Origin of the sequence: Bradyrhizobium diversitatis (assembly GCF_016031635.1) — a bacterium.
Lineage (GTDB): Bacteria > Pseudomonadota > Alphaproteobacteria > Rhizobiales > Xanthobacteraceae > Bradyrhizobium > Bradyrhizobium diversitatis.
Genome location: NZ_JACEGD010000011.1, coordinates 250,979 through 267,104, shown reverse-complemented (window position 1 = coordinate 267,104; position 16,126 = coordinate 250,979). Strand labels below are relative to the sequence as shown.

General features: G+C 63.6%; 16 protein-coding genes. 8 read left to right on the top strand and 8 right to left on the bottom strand.

All coding sequences use genetic code 11. The annotated features are described in order from the left end of the window. Nucleotides 1-71: 71 nt before the first annotated feature. Nucleotides 72-755, bottom strand: a complete 684-nt coding sequence (locus H1B27_RS13335) for an outer membrane protein (protein WP_061881858.1) — start codon at nt 753-755, stop codon at nt 72-74. Between the two features lie 241 nt (nt 756-996). Then, a complete protein-coding gene (locus tag H1B27_RS13330) occupies nt 997-1,764 on the bottom strand; it encodes an outer membrane protein (protein WP_197966357.1) in 768 nt (255 codons plus the stop codon). A 439-nt stretch (nt 1,765-2,203) separates the two neighbouring features. Between H1B27_RS13330 and H1B27_RS13325 the strand changes: the two genes are divergently transcribed. Beyond that, nucleotides 2,204-2,698 carry a single-stranded DNA-binding protein gene (locus H1B27_RS13325; RefSeq protein WP_027575349.1) on the top strand — a complete coding sequence of 165 codons (495 nt, stop codon included), beginning with the start codon at nt 2,204-2,206 and terminating at the stop codon, nt 2,696-2,698. Nucleotides 2,699-2,791: 93 nt separating this feature from the next. Here the strand turns inward: H1B27_RS13325 and H1B27_RS13320 are convergent, their stop codons facing one another. Beyond that, the gene (locus tag H1B27_RS13320) at nt 2,792-3,127 is read right to left on the bottom strand and encodes a low molecular weight protein tyrosine phosphatase family protein (protein WP_197966356.1); all 336 of its coding nucleotides are present in this window, start codon (nt 3,125-3,127) and stop codon (nt 2,792-2,794) included. Between the two features lie 300 nt (nt 3,128-3,427). Here H1B27_RS13320 and H1B27_RS13315 point away from each other — a divergent pair, with 300 nt between their 5' ends. Together H1B27_RS13315 and gyrA are read left to right on the top strand one after the other, a co-directional pair. Next, on the top strand, nt 3,428-3,826 hold the full coding sequence (locus H1B27_RS13315) for a DUF2306 domain-containing protein (RefSeq protein WP_197966355.1): 399 nt from the start codon (nt 3,428-3,430) through the stop codon (nt 3,824-3,826). Between the two features lie 190 nt (nt 3,827-4,016). Continuing rightward, the gene (gene gyrA, locus H1B27_RS13310) at nt 4,017-6,755 is read left to right on the top strand and encodes a DNA gyrase subunit A (protein WP_197966354.1); all 2,739 of its coding nucleotides are present in this window, start codon (nt 4,017-4,019) and stop codon (nt 6,753-6,755) included. A 90-nt stretch (nt 6,756-6,845) separates the two neighbouring features. Here gyrA and H1B27_RS13305 read toward each other — a convergent pair whose 3' ends face one another. From H1B27_RS13305 to H1B27_RS13290, 4 genes are all read right to left on the bottom strand, one after another. After that, complete coding sequence (locus H1B27_RS13305) at nt 6,846-7,040, bottom strand: hypothetical protein (RefSeq protein ID WP_028180870.1); 195 nt, start codon at nt 7,038-7,040, stop codon at nt 6,846-6,848. After that, the gene (locus H1B27_RS13300; protein ID WP_197966353.1) at nt 7,037-8,200 is read right to left on the bottom strand and encodes a PepSY-associated TM helix domain-containing protein; all 1,164 of its coding nucleotides are present in this window, start codon (nt 8,198-8,200) and stop codon (nt 7,037-7,039) included. Before H1B27_RS13300 ends, H1B27_RS13305 begins: the two co-directional genes overlap by 4 nt. A gap of 5 nt (nt 8,201-8,205) precedes the next feature. After that, nucleotides 8,206-10,506 (bottom strand): TonB-dependent siderophore receptor, encoded by a 2,301-nt coding sequence (locus tag H1B27_RS13295; protein ID WP_197966352.1) that lies wholly within the window; start codon nt 10,504-10,506, stop codon nt 8,206-8,208. Between the two features lie 774 nt (nt 10,507-11,280). Then, nucleotides 11,281-11,538: a hypothetical protein gene (locus tag H1B27_RS13290; protein ID WP_197966351.1), complete on the bottom strand. Its 258-nt coding sequence runs from the start codon at nt 11,536-11,538 to the stop codon at nt 11,281-11,283. Nucleotides 11,539-11,819: 281 nt separating this feature from the next. Between H1B27_RS13290 and coaD the strand changes: the two genes are divergently transcribed. The 5 genes from coaD to queA all read left to right on the top strand — a co-directional run bounded on the left by coaD (nt 11,820) and on the right by queA (nt 15,006). Continuing rightward, nucleotides 11,820-12,317, top strand: a complete 498-nt coding sequence (gene coaD / locus H1B27_RS13285) for a pantetheine-phosphate adenylyltransferase (protein WP_197966350.1) — start codon at nt 11,820-11,822, stop codon at nt 12,315-12,317. A 37-nt stretch (nt 12,318-12,354) separates the two neighbouring features. Beyond that, the gene (locus tag H1B27_RS13280; RefSeq protein WP_197966349.1) at nt 12,355-12,918 is read left to right on the top strand and encodes a peptidylprolyl isomerase; all 564 of its coding nucleotides are present in this window, start codon (nt 12,355-12,357) and stop codon (nt 12,916-12,918) included. Nucleotides 12,919-12,926: 8 nt separating this feature from the next. After that, complete coding sequence (locus H1B27_RS13275) at nt 12,927-13,337, top strand: UCP034077 family protein (RefSeq protein ID WP_197966348.1); 411 nt, start codon at nt 12,927-12,929, stop codon at nt 13,335-13,337. Beyond that, nucleotides 13,334-13,798 carry a peptidylprolyl isomerase gene (locus H1B27_RS13270; protein ID WP_197966347.1) on the top strand — a complete coding sequence of 155 codons (465 nt, stop codon included), beginning with the start codon at nt 13,334-13,336 and terminating at the stop codon, nt 13,796-13,798. The genes H1B27_RS13275 and H1B27_RS13270 overlap by 4 nt, the downstream gene beginning before the upstream one ends. A gap of 134 nt (nt 13,799-13,932) precedes the next feature. Continuing rightward, complete coding sequence (gene queA / locus H1B27_RS13265; RefSeq protein ID WP_197966346.1) at nt 13,933-15,006, top strand: tRNA preQ1(34) S-adenosylmethionine ribosyltransferase-isomerase QueA; 1,074 nt, start codon at nt 13,933-13,935, stop codon at nt 15,004-15,006. On the opposite strand, the gene H1B27_RS13260 is transcribed toward queA, so the two are convergent. Then, a complete protein-coding gene (locus tag H1B27_RS13260) occupies nt 14,961-15,944 on the bottom strand; it encodes an aspartate-semialdehyde dehydrogenase (RefSeq protein ID WP_246515388.1) in 984 nt (327 codons plus the stop codon). The genes queA and H1B27_RS13260 overlap by 46 nt on opposite strands. Between the last annotated feature and the right edge of the window lie 182 nt (nt 15,945-16,126).

Here is a 16,126-nt window from a genome sequence, read left to right as displayed (position 1 = left end):
TGGAGCGTGCCGCCCAAACAAAAAGGCCGGCGCGAGGCCGGCCTTTCGTGACGATGCGACGTCAGTCGTGATCAGTACTTCGCAACCACCGGCGCGCCGAAGTGATAGTTCACGCCGACCTGCACGGTGTGGAAGTTGAGCGTGCCGGAGTCACCAGGGGCGCCAATGCCACCGAAATAGGTCTCGCTGCCGAGGCTGCGATAGAGGTACTCGCCCTTGACCGACCACTGCGGCGCGAAGAATGCTTCGACGCCAGCGCCGACGGTCCAGCCGGAGTGGAACTTGCTGTCCGAGATGGTCAAGGCGCCCGCGGTGCCGCTGATCTTGTTGTCGATCCAGGCGTAACCACCGGTGCCGTAGAACAGGACGTTGTTGACGGCCCAGCCGATGCGGCCGCGCACGGTGCCCATCGCCTCGGTCTTTGAGCTCACGTTCACGAGACCAAGGCCGGGAACGACGCCTGCGACGGAGGCGCTGACGTCCGCCCAGGCGGCGTCGGCCTCAAGGCCGAACACGACGTTGCCGGTCTGCCAGTTGTAGCCGGCGGTGCCGCCGACGAACCCGCCCTTCATTTTCGGGTCGGCGTCGGACTGCCAAGCGCCGCCGCCGACGATACCAAGGTAGAAGCCGGTCCAGTTGTAGACCGAGGCCACAGGCACAGGCGCCTTGGTGTAGGGGCGGGCTGCCAGATCGGCAGCCGAAGCGGGGGCCGCAAGAGCGAATACACAGGCCGAAGCCAACAAAACCTTCTTCATCTTCAACTAAATCCCAGTCCCAGTTTCTGTTATTGCCTTCCGTGACCGGAAGGGCAGCGGACTCAAACGGCCCAACTGGGGTTGTGCTTACACCACCAAAGCCGCAAGTTGTGTCTCCGAAAAGCCACAACGACGCAAAAGGTAATGGTTACTGACTCGTTTCCCCGCGATCAGTGCGCGCCCAAAACAGAAAGGCCGGCGCGAGGCCGGCCTTTGATCTCCAAACAATATCAGCGGGATATCAGTACCTCGCGATCATCGGGCCGCCCCAGCGATAGTTCAACCGGATGAGACCGATATCGACGTCCTGGCCGATGCGATTGGAGGCCGTGAAAACACCGAGCGGAGCCGTGACAAAATTGCCGGATCCGGTGAAGTCGATTGTGCGGTGGCCGAGGAAGATGTGATCGTACTCGAAGCCGACCGACCAGTTCGGCGCGAATCCGAACTCGACGCCCACGCCCACCGTGCCGCCCCAACGGGTCTCGTTGGCCCGGTCGAACTCAAGGCCGGTCGCCACATCGTAGGTCCGATAGCGATCACCGACGACGGCGGCGCCGCCCTTTACGTAGAGCAACACGTTGTTCCAGGCATAGCCGATCTGCCCCGTGATCAAACCGAAAGAGTCGATCGTGGACTGGTTGCGAAGGCCGGACACCGCGCTGATGTTGTCGCCGGTAAAGTCGGCCCAGTTGCCCTGGCCCTCGAAGCCGAACACCCAGTTCGTCGACTGCCAGCGGTAGCCGACCTGGCCACCGACGGTGCCGCCCGTCGCATTGTGGCAGCCCTCGCCGACCAGAACGCCGGTTGCCGGGGTCACGAAGTCCCAGCACTTGCGGCTTGTGCCGCCACCGCCGTTGATACCGATGTAGAAGCCGCTCCAGTCGTAGATGGTGGCAACCGGAGCTGGAGCCTTGGTGTAGGGACGGGCGGCGAGATCGGCCGCGCTTGCGGGGGCCGCCAGCCCCAACGCCATTGCACTGATTGCACCAAAAAGAATCTTATTCATTGCAGTCTCCCCAGTTTCGCCCGCTTCTCGAAGTCCCCGAAGTGGGCTGATCAGGCGCGACGCCCATATGAATTAATTCCGAGGCAACGATAGCCCAAGGAAAGGGCAAAGTCCGTCGCCGAAATGCCACACTCGCGCACTGATCGAAATAGCTGCAACTTGATGAATGTTAAGCGGTTTTCCTTCTTCTCGGGAACCCGGGAAAGTTCCATCGGGTTCCGCGCCATCGGCGTGTGACCAATATCTGTTCAGTGCTTTTGGCGCGAAGAACAAATCTGGAACATAGTCGGGCGGGATGCTATATGTGGGGATAACCTTGGGGGTGGCGGGCTGATCGATGTCCGCAAGCGTATAGGGTCGCACCAACGGGGTGCAGAGGAACGCGGGCAGCGGGATTCGCCCTTTTGAAATTCAGTGGCATTCGGAGTGGAGAGCGGCGATGGCGGGAAGCGTCAACAAGGTCATTCTGGTTGGAAATCTCGGCAAGGATCCTGAAATCCGCCGCACCCAGGACGGGCGGCCGATCGCGAATTTGAGCATCGCCACCTCCGAGACCTGGCGCGACAAAAACACGGGCGAGCGCAAGGAGAAGACCGAGTGGCACCGCGTCGTGATCTTCAATGAAGGGCTCTGCAAGGTCGCCGAACAGTATCTGAAGAAGGGCGCGAAGGTTTACATCGAGGGCGCGCTGCAGACCCGCAAATGGACCGACCAGAGCGGCGTCGAGAAGTACTCGACCGAGGTCGTGCTCCAGGGCTTCAACTCGACGCTGACGATGCTCGATGGCCGCGGTGGCGGCGGGGGAGGCGGCAGCTTCGGCGACGAGCCGGGCGGCGATTTCGGCTCCTCCGGTCCCGTCAGCAGCGCACCGCGCCGTCCCGTCGCCGCCGGCGGCGGCCGCAACAGCGACATGGACGACGATATCCCGTTCTGAGGCTTTGCAATCCCAAGCCTCGACAATCCCAAGCCTCGGCAGTCCCAAGGGCTCGGCAGTCCAAAGGCTTTGCAAACCGAAGCCTTGACAGTCCTAAGGCTCGGTCCGGGACAGGAAGCGGCCGGCTCGGTTTTCGAGCAACCGGACCAGCATGGGGTCCATAAACTCATAGTCGTCGGGAATATCGAGGCAGATGACCCGCTTGCCATGCAGGCTGGACCGGAATCTCCGATTCAGCTTGTTGCGGTGGGCCTTCTCCATGACGAAGATGATGTCGGCCCATTCGACCTGTTCGGAGGACAACAACACGTCTGCGCCGTTCGAGAGGCCGGCCGAGTCGGTCTCGATTCCGGGCCATGTCGAAAAAACCTGCTCTGCGGTCGGGCTCCGGAGGCGGTTGGCGCTGCAGACAAAAAGGACGTTGGTCACCTGACCGCTCCAAGAGAATGATCGGTAGTTTCGGCCGGGTGCCGAACGCTTGCCACTTACACGGCTTTCGATCGGCGCTGGAAGTGCGACGTTCCGTGCCGAACCAAGCAGGAAGCGTTTGCCTTGCACACAGGCTTCGCGCGATGCGGCAGAGCTTCTTACCAAACGACCGGCAGAGCTCGGGTTTCCGGGCTAGCTTCATGCACTGTATGAGCGCTTTGACGGCACGCGATGTGAATGATATTAACTTTATGTTAAGCCTCTTCACATGGTCGGTTTGCCGTTCTGGGGACTCTCCGCATGAGCCTTGCGCCGCTCTTTGAGGCTGCTCCTGCCGTTCCGCTGCACGCTTTCGCAGCCATGGCTGCGTTCGCCCTCGGGATCCTCCAGTTGGCCGCGCCGAAGGGAACGCTGCCGCACCGGGCTCTGGGCTGGGTCTGGGTCGGGTTGATGCTTGTCGTTGCGCTCAGCTCGTTCTGGATCCACCAGATCCGTTTGATTGGTCCGTGGAGTCCGATCCATCTGCTCTCGATCTTCGCGCTCGTGATGCTAGCGTGGGGCGTTTTGGCCGCGCGAAGCCACCGGGTTCGCCGCCACAAGATCACGATGATCTCGGTCTTCTTCGGCGCCCTGGTTATCGCCGGGCTGTTCACCTTCCTGCCGGGGCGGATCATGCATGCGGTGGTTTTCGGGCCATAGCGCGATGGCAAATCGGTCGCCTTGCGCGGCTGTCGCAGGGCTGAAACCGGGCGCGGGAACCATCTCCGAGGCACCCGGTAAGTCCATGAAAAAACGAAGGGAAAAAGCGCTTCCCTTGGCCTTGCAAGGGTGGTTATCAGGGGGGCGATGCGCTATATGATTCCCAGATAAAATCTCACCGGATTCCCCCTTGGCTGACGACGACGACAAGCCCGGCGACCAGCCGGCGCAACCCTCGGACATTCGCCCCGTCTCCATCTTCGAGGAGATGAAGAAGTCGTACCTCGACTACGCCATGAGCGTGATCGTGGCGCGCGCGCTGCCCGATGCCCGGGACGGCTTGAAGCCGGTGCACCGCCGCATCCTGTTCTCGATGAACGAGCAGGGGCACACGCCCGACAAGAAGTACGTCAAGTCCGCCCGCGTGGTTGGCGACGTCATCGGTAAGTATCATCCGCACGGCGACCAGTCGATCTACGACGCCATGGTCCGCATGGCGCAGGACTTCTCGATGCGCGTGCCGCTGATCGACGGTCAGGGCAATTTCGGCTCGGTCGACGGTGATCCCGCGGCTGCCTATCGTTACACCGAGGCGCGCCTGACGAAGGCGGCGCTGGCCCTGCTGGCCGACATCGACAAGGACACCGTCGACTTCCAGCCGAACTACGACAACAACGAGACCGAGCCGTCGGTCCTGCCGGCCAAGTTCCCGAACCTGCTCGTCAATGGCGCGGGCGGCATCGCGGTCGGCATGGCGACCAACATCCCGCCGCACAATCTCGGCGAGGTCATCGATGCCTGCGTTGCTCTGATCGACAACCCTGCGCTCACCATTGAAGAACTCATCAACATCGTGCCGGGACCTGACTTCCCGACCGGCGGTGTCATTCTCGGACGTGCGGGCATCCGCGCCGCCTATCACCTCGGCCGCGGCTCGATCGTCATGCGCGGGAAGGTCGCGATCGAGACCATCCGCAAGGAGCGCGAGGCGCTCATCATCACCGAGATTCCGTACCAGGTGAACAAGGCGACGATGGTCGAGCGCATCGCCGAGTTGGTGAAGGAAAAGAAGATCGAGGGCATCGGCGACCTGCGCGATGAATCCGACCGCGAAGGCTACCGCGTCGTCGTCGAGTTGAAGCGCGACGCCGTGCCGGATGTGGTGCTGAACCAGCTGTACAGATTCACGCCGCTGCAGACGAGCTTCGGCGTCAACATGGTGGCGCTCGACAGCGGCCGTCCGCGGATCATGCATCTGAAGGACCTGCTGGCGATCTTCGTCGACTTCCGTGAGCGGGTCGTCACGCGGCGCACCAAGTACCTGCTCGCCAAGGCGCGCGATCGGGCGCATATCCTGGTCGGTCTTGCGATCGCAGTCGCCAATATCGACGAGATGATCCGCGTCATCCGGAGCTCGCCCGACCCGACTACCGCCCGCGACACCCTGATGTCGCGCGACTGGCCGGCCCGGGACGTCGAGGACATGCTGACGCTGATCGACGATCCGCGTCACCGCATGAGTGCGGATGGCACGATCCGGCTGTCGATGGAACAAGCGAGAGCTATTCTCGATCTGCGCCTTCAGCGCCTGACCGCACTCGGCCGTGACGAAATCCGCGACGAGCTCGACAAGCTCGCCAGCGAGATCGCCGATTATCTCGACATCCTGCGCTCGCGCGAGCGCGTGCTTGATATCATCAAGACCGAGCTTGCCGAGGTGAAGGCGGAGTTCGCCACGCCGCGCCGCACCGTGATCATGGAGCAGGAAGGCGAGGTCGAGGACGAGGACCTGATCCAGCGCGAGGACATGGTCGTCACCGTCTCCCACGCCGGCTACGTCAAGCGCGTGCCGCTGTCGGCCTACCGCGCCCAGCGCCGCGGCGGCAAGGGCCGTTCCGGCATGCAGACCCGCGACGAGGATTTCGTCAGCCGGCTCTTTGTCGCCTCGACCCATACTCCGGTGCTATTCTTCTCCTCGCGCGGCCAGGTCTACAAGGAAAAGGTCTGGCGGCTGCCGATGGCGGCGCCGAACGCGCGCGGCAAGGCGATGATCAATATCCTGCCGCTGGAGCAGGGCGAGCGCATCACCACCATCATGCCGCTGCCGGAGGATGAATCGACCTGGGGCAATCTCGACGTGATGTTTGCCACCACCGGCGGCAACGTCCGCCGCAACAAGCTGTCCGACTTCGTCGACGTCCGCCGCTCCGGCATCATCGCGATGAAGCTCGACGACAACGAGGCGATCGTCGACGTGCAGATATGCACCGAGCGCGACGACGTGCTGCTGACGGCGGCCGGCGGCCAGTGCATCCGCTTCCCCGTCACCGACGTGCGCGTGTTCACCGGGCGAACCTCGATGGGAGTGCGTGGCATCGCGCTTGCCGAGGGCGACAAGGTGATCTCGCTGGCGATCCTACGCCACGTCGAAACCACCTCAGACGAGCGCTCGGCGTACCTGAAGATGCGCCGAGCGGTGGCCGGCGAAGCCGTGGCGGAAGAGGTTCCGGCCGATGCCGAGGCCGAGGAGACGTCCGGCAGCTTCCAGCTGCCGCAGGAGCGCTATGTCGAGATGTCGGCGGCCGAACAGGTCGTGCTGACGGTCTCCGTCAACGGCTACGGCAAGCGGACCTCGTCCTACGAGTACCGCACCACCGGCCGCGGCGGCAAAGGCATCGTCGCCATGAGCGTCAACAACCGCAACGGCAATCTGGTGGCTTCCTTCCCGGTGGAGGATGCCGACCAGATCATGCTGGTCACCGACAAGGGCCAGCTGATCCGCTGCCCGGTCGAAGGCATCCGCATCGCCGGCCGCTCGACCCAGGGCGTGATCGTGTTCGACACCGCCGAGGACGAGCATGTGGTGTCGGTCGAGCACATCACGGAAGAGGCGGAGAGCGGCAATGGCGAGAACGGGAACGGCTCGTAGCTCAAGCAGATCCCGTTAGCTCTCGGTTCTCTGTCGACGGCTGCAATCGATTTGACAGGACCGGCATGGCGCGACGTGCCGGTGTCCGGCCTATGATCGTGGAAGATGCGGCCGGCGCGATGCCTTCCAGCCGAGCACGGCTAGCGGAATTGCCAGTGCTGCCCAGGACAGCGCGTCCCAGCCATCGTCTCCGAACAGCGCTGACGCCAGCCCGACAAGGATGAGCACTCCGAGCAGGAGCGGCCAGCGAAAGATCTCGCCCGTGGTGTGGCGCTTGCGAGTCATGGACGAATTCCGGATGTCGCTGCGGCAGGCGGCCGGTCCTGCGCGCGCGTGGTGATCCGAAGTGATTTGCGCCTGCCGAGCCAGAGATAGACGCCGCTCGCGAGCACGACGATGGCGGCGATGTCGAGAAGCGCCCAGATGATCTTGAGCGGCAGGCCGCCGTAATCCCCGAAATGCAGTGGGCGTGACACCTGCAACGCCCGGAGATACCACGGCAGGCCCTGCGCGGTGACGAGCTGCCCAGTTTCGGCGTCCAGCATCGCGGGCGTGAACAGGCGCGAGGTGATTGGCGTCGATCCCTTGGTCCAGACGATGAAGTGCCGTGGTGTCCCGAACCGCGCGACCGTCGGAAAGATGATGCTGGCCGGCGTATTGCCGTCGATCGCCCGGCGTGCCGTCGCCGCGACGTCATCGACGTCGGCCCATTTTCCAAGCGGCGACTTGCCCAAATGCGGCGCGATCAGCTCCGGCATCACCTCCGCGCGCCAAGCGGAAAACAGCGGCAAGGATATCGTGTTGATGACACCGGTGATGCCGACGGCGAGCAGCCACACCAGCGCCACCCCGCCGATCAAATTATGCAGGTCGAGCCATTTGACCCGCGGAGCGCCCGCACGACGCACCGCGCCGAAGCTGAGCCGACGCATGAAGGGCGCGTACAGCACGATGCCGGAAACGATCGCTACGACGAACAGCAGGCCCATGACGCCGAGAAACAGTTCACCCGGCAACCCCAGGAACATGTCGCGGTGGAATATGCGGATCGCGCTCATCAGGCCGCCCTGCTGCGCGTCCTCACCGATCAGCTCCGCGGTTCTAGAATCGAACGATAGCTTCAGGAAGCGCTGCCCGGGGGGCGCTTCCGGCGTACTCGAGAGGAACACGTTGACGACGTTGGCACGGTCATCGTCCCAGCCGAGCACTTGAAGGTAACGCTGCGGATAGCGCGCTTTGGCGGCGTCGATCAGCCGGCTTAGCGGAGCTTGCGGAGTATCCGCCGGGAGATTCCGGGCTGAGGCCTCCGACTTGAAGAGGTCGTCGATCTCGTCATGAAAGATCAGAGGCAACCCGGTGATGCACAACATCAGCAGGAACAGCGTGCAGATCAGGCTGGTCCATTTGTGGACCAGTGACCACCATTTGACTGACTGTGCCGTCATTCCCATCACCACCGGTAGGTCAGCGTCCCCAACACCGTTCGTCCCAGCGCCCAGCGGCAACCACCGGCCGTGCAGAACGAGACATAGGTCTTGTCGAACACGTTGTTGACGTTCAGCGCCGCGCTGAGGCCCTTCCACTCCTTGCGCCGCATTCCGAAATCGTAGGAGAGCGCTGCGTCGAACACAGTGCTGGCCGGGATCACATTGGCGGGCACGGAGACGCCGGGAACGATGGTGGGAACGGTAAGGTTGTTCGCATTGGTCGTGTACATCTCGTGAATGTATCGGACGCCGCCGCCGAAGCCAAAGCCGGCAGCCAGGCCGTTTTGCACCACGTAGTTGGCCCACAGCGAGGCCGTGTGCATCGGCGTGAGGGCGAGCCGCTTGCCGAAATCGGCGTCCTGGGGCGCGGTGATCCGGTTGTCGAGATAGGTATATTGCCCACGCAGGCTCAGGCCGGGCAGGGGGCTTCCGACCACCGATCCCTCGAAGCCGCGCGAGCTGACCTCGCCGATCTGTGCGGTGGTGTTGGGCGGAACGCCGGGGCCGGTGATGGTGGTCAGGACATTCCGCTGCTTGAGGTCGTAGATGGCAGCCGTGAACATCAAATTGGTGCCGACCGGCTGGTATTTTACCCCGGCCTCATACTGCTCGCCGGTGGTTGGTTTGCCGGGCTGGCCGTTGACCAGCGTGCCGACGCTGGTCGGTTGGAATGACGTCGAGTAACTGACATAGGGCGCGACGCCGCTATCAAAATTGTAGATCGCGCCGATACGGCCGGTCGGTTTCTGATCGTCGTTGAGGACGCGCACGCCAGTATTTTGGGCCAGCGTGTTGCCCTCGGCCCAGTCGTAGCGGATGCCGCCGAGCACGGTCAGCCGCCCGAGCTTCGCCTCGTCCTGAACATAGAGGCCGCGCTGTTGCAGGTGCTGGTCGAGGTTCTGGAACGGCGCGGTCGGAACCAGGATGTTCTGGGTGTAATTCGGTGCCGGAATGTCGAGTGTGTTGGTAGCGGCGAAGCGGGCGAAATTGTTGAAGTCGAATCGCTGGTAGTCGAAGCCGGCGAGCACGGTGTGCTGCAACGGTCCCATGTTGAATTTGGCCTGCAGCTGGTTGTCGGCGGCAAACGTGTCGAGATTCTCGTTGGTCGAGAAGAAGTTTCGCCTGATGGTGCGGCCGTCGACCAACCGAAGCGTGGCACCGGCGCCCGTCGTCGTGAAGGCGCTGGGCTGCACTTCGACATAGTTGAGCTCATTGTGCAGATAGCGCACGTTCTGCCGCACGGTGAAGACGTCGTCGAAGCGGTGCTCGAATTCGTAGCCGGCGGTTGCCTGCTTGTATTTGAGGCTCTCATAGTTGAGGTCGCCGGCGAAGAAATTCCTCGGAATTTGCCCGTAGGTGCCGGGCACCAGCGTGCCCTGGATCGGCAACAGTGCGAAAGCTCCGCCCTTCGGGTCCTGCCGGTAGCTGGTCAGGAAGGTGATCGTCGTGTCGACATTCGGACGCCAGGTCCAGGCTGGCGCAATCGCGAACCTTTGCTCGCCGATATTGTCGACCTGCGTGTTGGCGTTGAGCCCGATGCCGGTGATCCGATAGAGCAGGGTCTTGTCCTTGTCCACGGGGCCGCCAACGTCGAACGCACCCTGAATGCGGTCGAACGAGCCGGTTTGCAGCGAGACCTCGCCGAAGGCCTTTTCGGTCGGGCGCTTGCTCACCATGTTGAGGATGCCGCCCGGCGAGGCCGCACCGTACAGGATCGACGCTGGTCCAGTGATGAGTTCGGCGCGCTCGATAAGATAGGGATCGACGCGCGGAAAGCCGAACGGTCCGCCCTGCAGGCGCAAACCGTCCAGATATTGCTCGACGGTGAATCCACGCGCCCTGACCTCCTGGAAGCGAAAGTCGGTATCGTTGCTGAAATAGATGCCGGGTGCGTAGCGCATGAGATCGCGGACGCTCTGTGCGCGCCGCACGTCGATTTCGTCGCGGGTGATGACGGCGATCGATGCCGGCGTCGAGATGATCGGTGAATCCGTCTTGGTCGCGCCGGAGGCTCGCGTCGCGAGGAAGCCCTTGGTCCCGGCATTGACGCGCGCTGCGGTCTCCACCAGTGCGGAAGGCGCGGGCTGCTGCGATGAGCTGCTCTGCTGAGCGGGGCGCCGGCTTGCATTGCCTCGCGCCGTGGCGTCGCGGCGCGGCTGCACCGGACGTTGTGCGCGTTGAACGGGAGCGTCGACCGTCACCGGCGGCAAGGTGGACGCGCCGGACGGGCCGGCGCTCTGCGCGTTGCCAGGCGTGGCCGCCATCAGCAAGCAGCCGAGTGCGAGTAAGCTCGTGGTGTTCTTGAAAGTGTTACTCGAAAGATGATCCGCACGACCACGCGGGCCGTGTTCAGCGCAGTCCATGTCAGCACCCCATCCGGCGATCGCCGCGCCGGCGGGATGATCATTCTGACCTCACGCGACCTCGCACCCTTGCGCGTGGTAGATGGTCGATATCCGGGGTGTCGAGGTGATCGAATTTTGAATCGCTCGAAGCGTCAAAATTGGAAGCATTCTTAGAATTTCTAAAATACCGAAGCTAACCGATCGAAAGGATGTGGGAATTTGTTGCTGCGCATGTCCAGAAGCGGAGTCAGCAACGATTCAGGCGCGCTCAAATGTCGCACATGCTCGGGACGCGGTTTGATCGAGTTCTATCTCTCGGTGTCGACCAATCATGACCGCAGTCTGCATCGCCTCCAATGGAGCCACCGGCGCGAATGTCAATCGCAACGTGGCAGCGGACCGATCAGATCTCCAACTCGGGCCCGAACTCCGCCACCTGCTTGATCCGGAAGCAAGAGCGCGACCGAGCGTTCGGCGTTGCGCTGGAGGAGGGCGACACACCTTCGCCCGGACCACATGCCCGGAACGTTCTCGCTTGGCAGAATGACCTCGCGCCGATGGAATCAGTAATCCCGGAGAGATCGATGTCGGACGGCTCGCCCTGGCGACCCGATGGCGTGGTGCCAGATGGCGCTATGACGTCGCAGACGTCACAGGCGTCAGAATGGGAGAACTGCAGAATTGGCTAACCGGCTACGGGGTCCGATCGGCAGTCACGAGGCGCGCCTCGCGGACATTGGTCTTCGTGCCGGCGGTGCGCAGGCAGGAGGCCTCGAAGTTCGGCCAGGCCTGCTGCGAGCAGTCCTTTCCAATGTTGCGGATGTCGAGCCGGTCACTCTTGGCCAGCGGCTGCGGCACGCTGGCTTCGACGGTGGGGGCAAAGCCGGGCAGGAGGGTGAGCGCTCCGGCAACACATGCAGAGAGTGCGATCGCTGAAAGGGTCTTGATCATTGACGGTCCCCTGTGATGCGGCCGCTCACGCCCGGTGTGCGGCCCGTCATTCGTTGGCCGGATTAGTAACCATGGCCAGTTTCCGGACGTCTTCGCCGATGCGGGAAATGGTTTCGTTCTCGCTCCGTTTTGTTTCGTGGCTGCCCGGGGACGAAACAAACCAGCCATTGCCGACACGTCCGGCGAGACATTTCCGGGCGACGTGCCAGGAAGCGGGCAAGAAACGGGGCAAGGAACCTGCCCGGCTTGCCGGGCCGGGCCGGGCGCGGTAGGAGGGAGCCATGCCGCGCATTGCCTTCTATCCCGGTTCCTTCGATCCCATCACCAACGGCCACCTGGACGTGGTCCGGCACAGCGCTTCGCTGTGCGACAGGCTCGTGGTCGCGATTGGGGTGCACCCGGGCAAGAAGCCGCTGTTCTCGACCGAGGAGCGGTTGAAGATGCTCCATGACGTCTGCGGGCCCGTGGCAGCCCAGGCTGGCTGCGTGCTCGAGGCTGTGACCTTCGACGATCTGTCGGTCACCTCGGCGCGCAAGCACGGCGCGACGATCATGATCCGGGGCCTGCGCGACGGCACCGACCTCGACTACGAGATGCAGCTCGCCGGCATGAACGAGGCGATGGCGCCCGAGGTGCATACGGTCTTCCTGCCGGCCTCTCCCATGGTCCGCCCGATCACCGCCACTTTGGTGCGCCAGATCGCCGGCATGGGCGGGGATGTCTCGGCCTTCGTCCCGCCGCAGGTCGCGGCACAGCTCAAGGCCAAATTCACGGGATAACGGCCCGCTTCCTTCCTTGATCCCGACCGGAGTTGTCATGATCCGAATTCTCGCAGTTCTTGCCGCGCTTCTGTTCGCGGTGCCGGCGGTGGCGCAGCAATTGCCGGCGAACCTCGACAAGGCCAACGCCATCGTCATCGACAGCACCAAGGGCCGCATCGTCATCAAGCTCAGGACCGACATCGCGCCGCAGCACGCCGAGCGCATCAAGCAGCTCGCGCGGGAGGGCTTCTACAACAACGTGCCGTTTCATCGCGTCATGGACGGCTTCATGGCGCAGACCGGCGACGGCCAGAATTTCAACGGCACCGGCGGCTCGAAGTACCCGAATCTGAAGCAGGAATTCTCCAAGGTGCATTTCGCCCGCGGCATCGTCGGCATGGCCCGGCGCGGCGACAGTGTCGACAGCGCCAACTCGCAGTTCTTCATCATGTTCGCCGATGGCGGCAGCCTCGACGGCCAGTACACCGTGATCGGCGAGGTCGTGCAGGGCATGGATGTCGTCGACAAGCTGAAGAAGGCGCCCCCGGGCTCGGCAGGCGGCTCCGTCACCGATCCCGACAAGATGGTGAAGGTTCAGGTCGCCTCCGACATCAAATAGGAGCGACCATGTCGCGCCGCGGTGGCAAGCTGCTGCTGGTTGCCGCGATGCTGCTGCTCGGCGTCTCCAGCACGGCCGCGGAGGACGCGCAGGTCAACACCATCCAGGACATTTTCCGGCACTTGCTTACCTGCTGGAGACCGCCATCGCCGGCTAAGGCCCGCCCACTCGACATCACCGTCGTGGTGAGCTTTAACCGGGCCGGAAACATCCTGGGCCATCCGAGGATTACCTATGAATCCGCGGAGGCCTCCGACAATGACCGGCTGCAATACCGGATCGCGGTGATGGAGGCGTTGCAACGCTGCACGCCGATGCCATTTACCGATGCAATGGCCGGCGCCGCCGCGGGACGTCCGTTCGCGATCCAGTTCCGCAATCGGAAGACTTCACCCCCAACACAAGAGAGACGAGCATGAGCGTCACCGAAAACACCCTGATCCTCGAGACCACGCAGGGCCCCGTCACTATCGAGATGCGGCCGGATCTCGCGCCCGGCCACGTCGCGCGCATCAAGGAGCTCGTGCGCGAGGGCTTCTATGACGGCATCGTGTTCCACCGCGTGATCGAGGGCTTTATGGCGCAGACCGGCTGCCCGCACGGCACCGGCACCGGCGGCTCCGGCAAGAAGCTGAAGGCCGAGTTCAGCAAGGAGCCGCATGTGCGCGGCACCGCCTCGATGGCCCGCGCCGCCAACCCCGATTCCGGCGACAGCCAGTTCTTCATCTGCTTCGACGACGCCCGCTTCCTCGACAACCAGTACACGGTCTGGGGCAAGGTCACCGAGGGCATGGAGAACGTCGACAAGATCAAGCGCGGCGAGCCGGTGATGAATCCGGACAAGATCGTCAAGGCGCGGATGGCGGCCGACAAGGAATAGTCACTCATTCCGGGGCGCACCTTGGCATGAACCATGGTGCGCAATTGGGCTCCCGAGAATCTCGCGCCACAATCTCGGGATTCCGGATCGCCGCGCTCGAGGCGCGGCGTCCGGAATGACGGCGCTAGTGACACATGCGCACCGACGTCTTCGACTTCGACCTGCCGCCCGAGCGCATCGCGTTGCGTCCGGCGAGCCCGCGCGACTCCGCGAGAATGCTGGTGGTCGAGAAAGGCGCGCTGCGGGATCAGGTCATTTCCGACCTGCCGCAATGGCTGAAGCCGGGCGATCAGCTCGTCGTCAACGACACCAAGGTGATCGCGGCGCAGCTGAAAGGCCGCCGCATCGGCCGCGAGACCGAGCCGAAGATCGAGGCGACCCTGATCAAGCGGCTCGACGGCTCGCGCTGGCAGGCGCTGGTGAAGCCGGCGAAGAAGCTCGCAGCCGGCGACCGCATCCGTTTCGGTAACGAGGGCAAGGTGTGCCTGCTCGGCCATCTCGATGCCGAGGTCGAGGCCAAGGGCGGCGAGGGCGAGGTGACGCTGTCGTTCTCGTTTCATGGCCCGGCGCTCGACCAGGCGATCGCCGATCTCGGCGGCCCGCCGCTGCCGCCCTACATCGCCTCCAAGCGCACGCCTGACGACCAGGATCTTGCCGACTACCAGACCATGTTCGCGGAGAACGAAGGCGCGGTCGCTGCGCCCACCGCCGGGCTGCATTTCACCCCGGCGCTGGAGCAGGCGCTGCGCGCGCGCGGCGTCGGTCTCAACCGCGTCACGCTGCATGTCGGCGCAGGGACGTTCCTGCCGGTGAAGGTGGATGACACCGAAGCCCACAAGATGCACGCCGAGTGGGGCACGATCTCGGCCGAGACGGCGGAGCGCCTCAACGCGGCGCGAAAAAATGGCGGCCGCATCATCGCCGTCGGCACCACGTCATTGCGCCTGCTCGAAAGCGCCGCGAGCGAGGACGGCACGATCCAGCCCTTCGCGGCAGAGACGTCGATCTTCATCACGCCCGGCTATCGCTTTCGCGCGGTCGATGTCCTGATGACCAATTTTCATCTGCCGAAGTCGACGCTGTTCATGCTGGTGTCGGCCTTCGCGGGGCTCGCGACGATGAAGCAGGCCTATGCGCACGCGATCGCGAGCGGATACCGGTTCTATTCGTACGGCGATGCATGCCTGTTGTTTCGGGCGGAGCGGTAGGGTGGGTTAGCCGCAAGGCGTAACCCACCGCCGCGGCCGACCAGGACGTCGTCCTGGCCCGAGGCGTCGATCGGCATCGGGAAGTAGTTCCTGGCGCGATCGTCGACGACCTTCACGCCGGGCGCCTGCGCCATGATGGCGCGGACCTGGTCTTCGGTGATCGGCCTCTCGCATTCGAAGGTGATGGCCTCGCAATGTGCGCGCAGCACCGGCACGCGGACGCAGGTGACGCCGACCGCGATGGTGTCGTCCTCGAAGATCTTGCGGGTTTCCTTGATGACCTTGGTCTCTTCGTCGTTGTAGCCGGTGTCGGGATCGACGGCGGTGTTGTGGTTGAAGAGATTGAAGGCGTAGGGGTGCGGCATCACCCTGGGCGTATAGACCTGCCCGTTGAGGTTGGCGCGGGTGGATTCGACGAGCTCGTCCATCGCGGCGGCACCTGCGCCGGAGGCTGCCTGGTAGGTCGAGATGATGACGCGCTTGATGCGGTTCTGCTGATGGATCGGCCACAGCGGCACCAGCGCGGTGATTGCGGCGCAGTTGGGGTTGGCGATGATGCCCTTGTGGTCGCGGATACGGCTGGCGTTGATCTCGGGGATCACCAGCGGCACGTTCGGGTCCATGCGAAAGGCGGAGGAGTTGTCGACCACCACCGCGCCGGCCTTGACCGCGATCGGCGCGAACTTCCTGGAGATGCTGCCGCCGGCGGAGAACAGGGCGATGTCGACGCCCTCGAAAGACTGCTCGGTCAGCTCCTCGATGACGACGCTCTGGCTACGGAACGACACCGTCTTGCCGGCCGAGCGGGCACTGGCGAGCGCCTTGAGCCTGCTGACGCGAAAGCCGCGCTTGTCCATGGTGGCGATGAATTCGGCGCCCACCGCGCCGGTGACGCCGACAATCGCGACGACGGGATCGTTACTCACTTTGTCCTCCATTGCTTTTGAAATCCAGACAACAAAAAAGCCCCGGACCATCGAGGGCGGGGCTTGCCGTAGAGCTGATGCGTTTTCGTCGACGACTACGCGCGCACGCCTCCCCGGGCCCCTGAGGCCGTGGTGGTTTTGGTCGTGCGTTTGGTGGTCGTGAACATGGCGGCGACTTATGGGGGAGAGTCTTG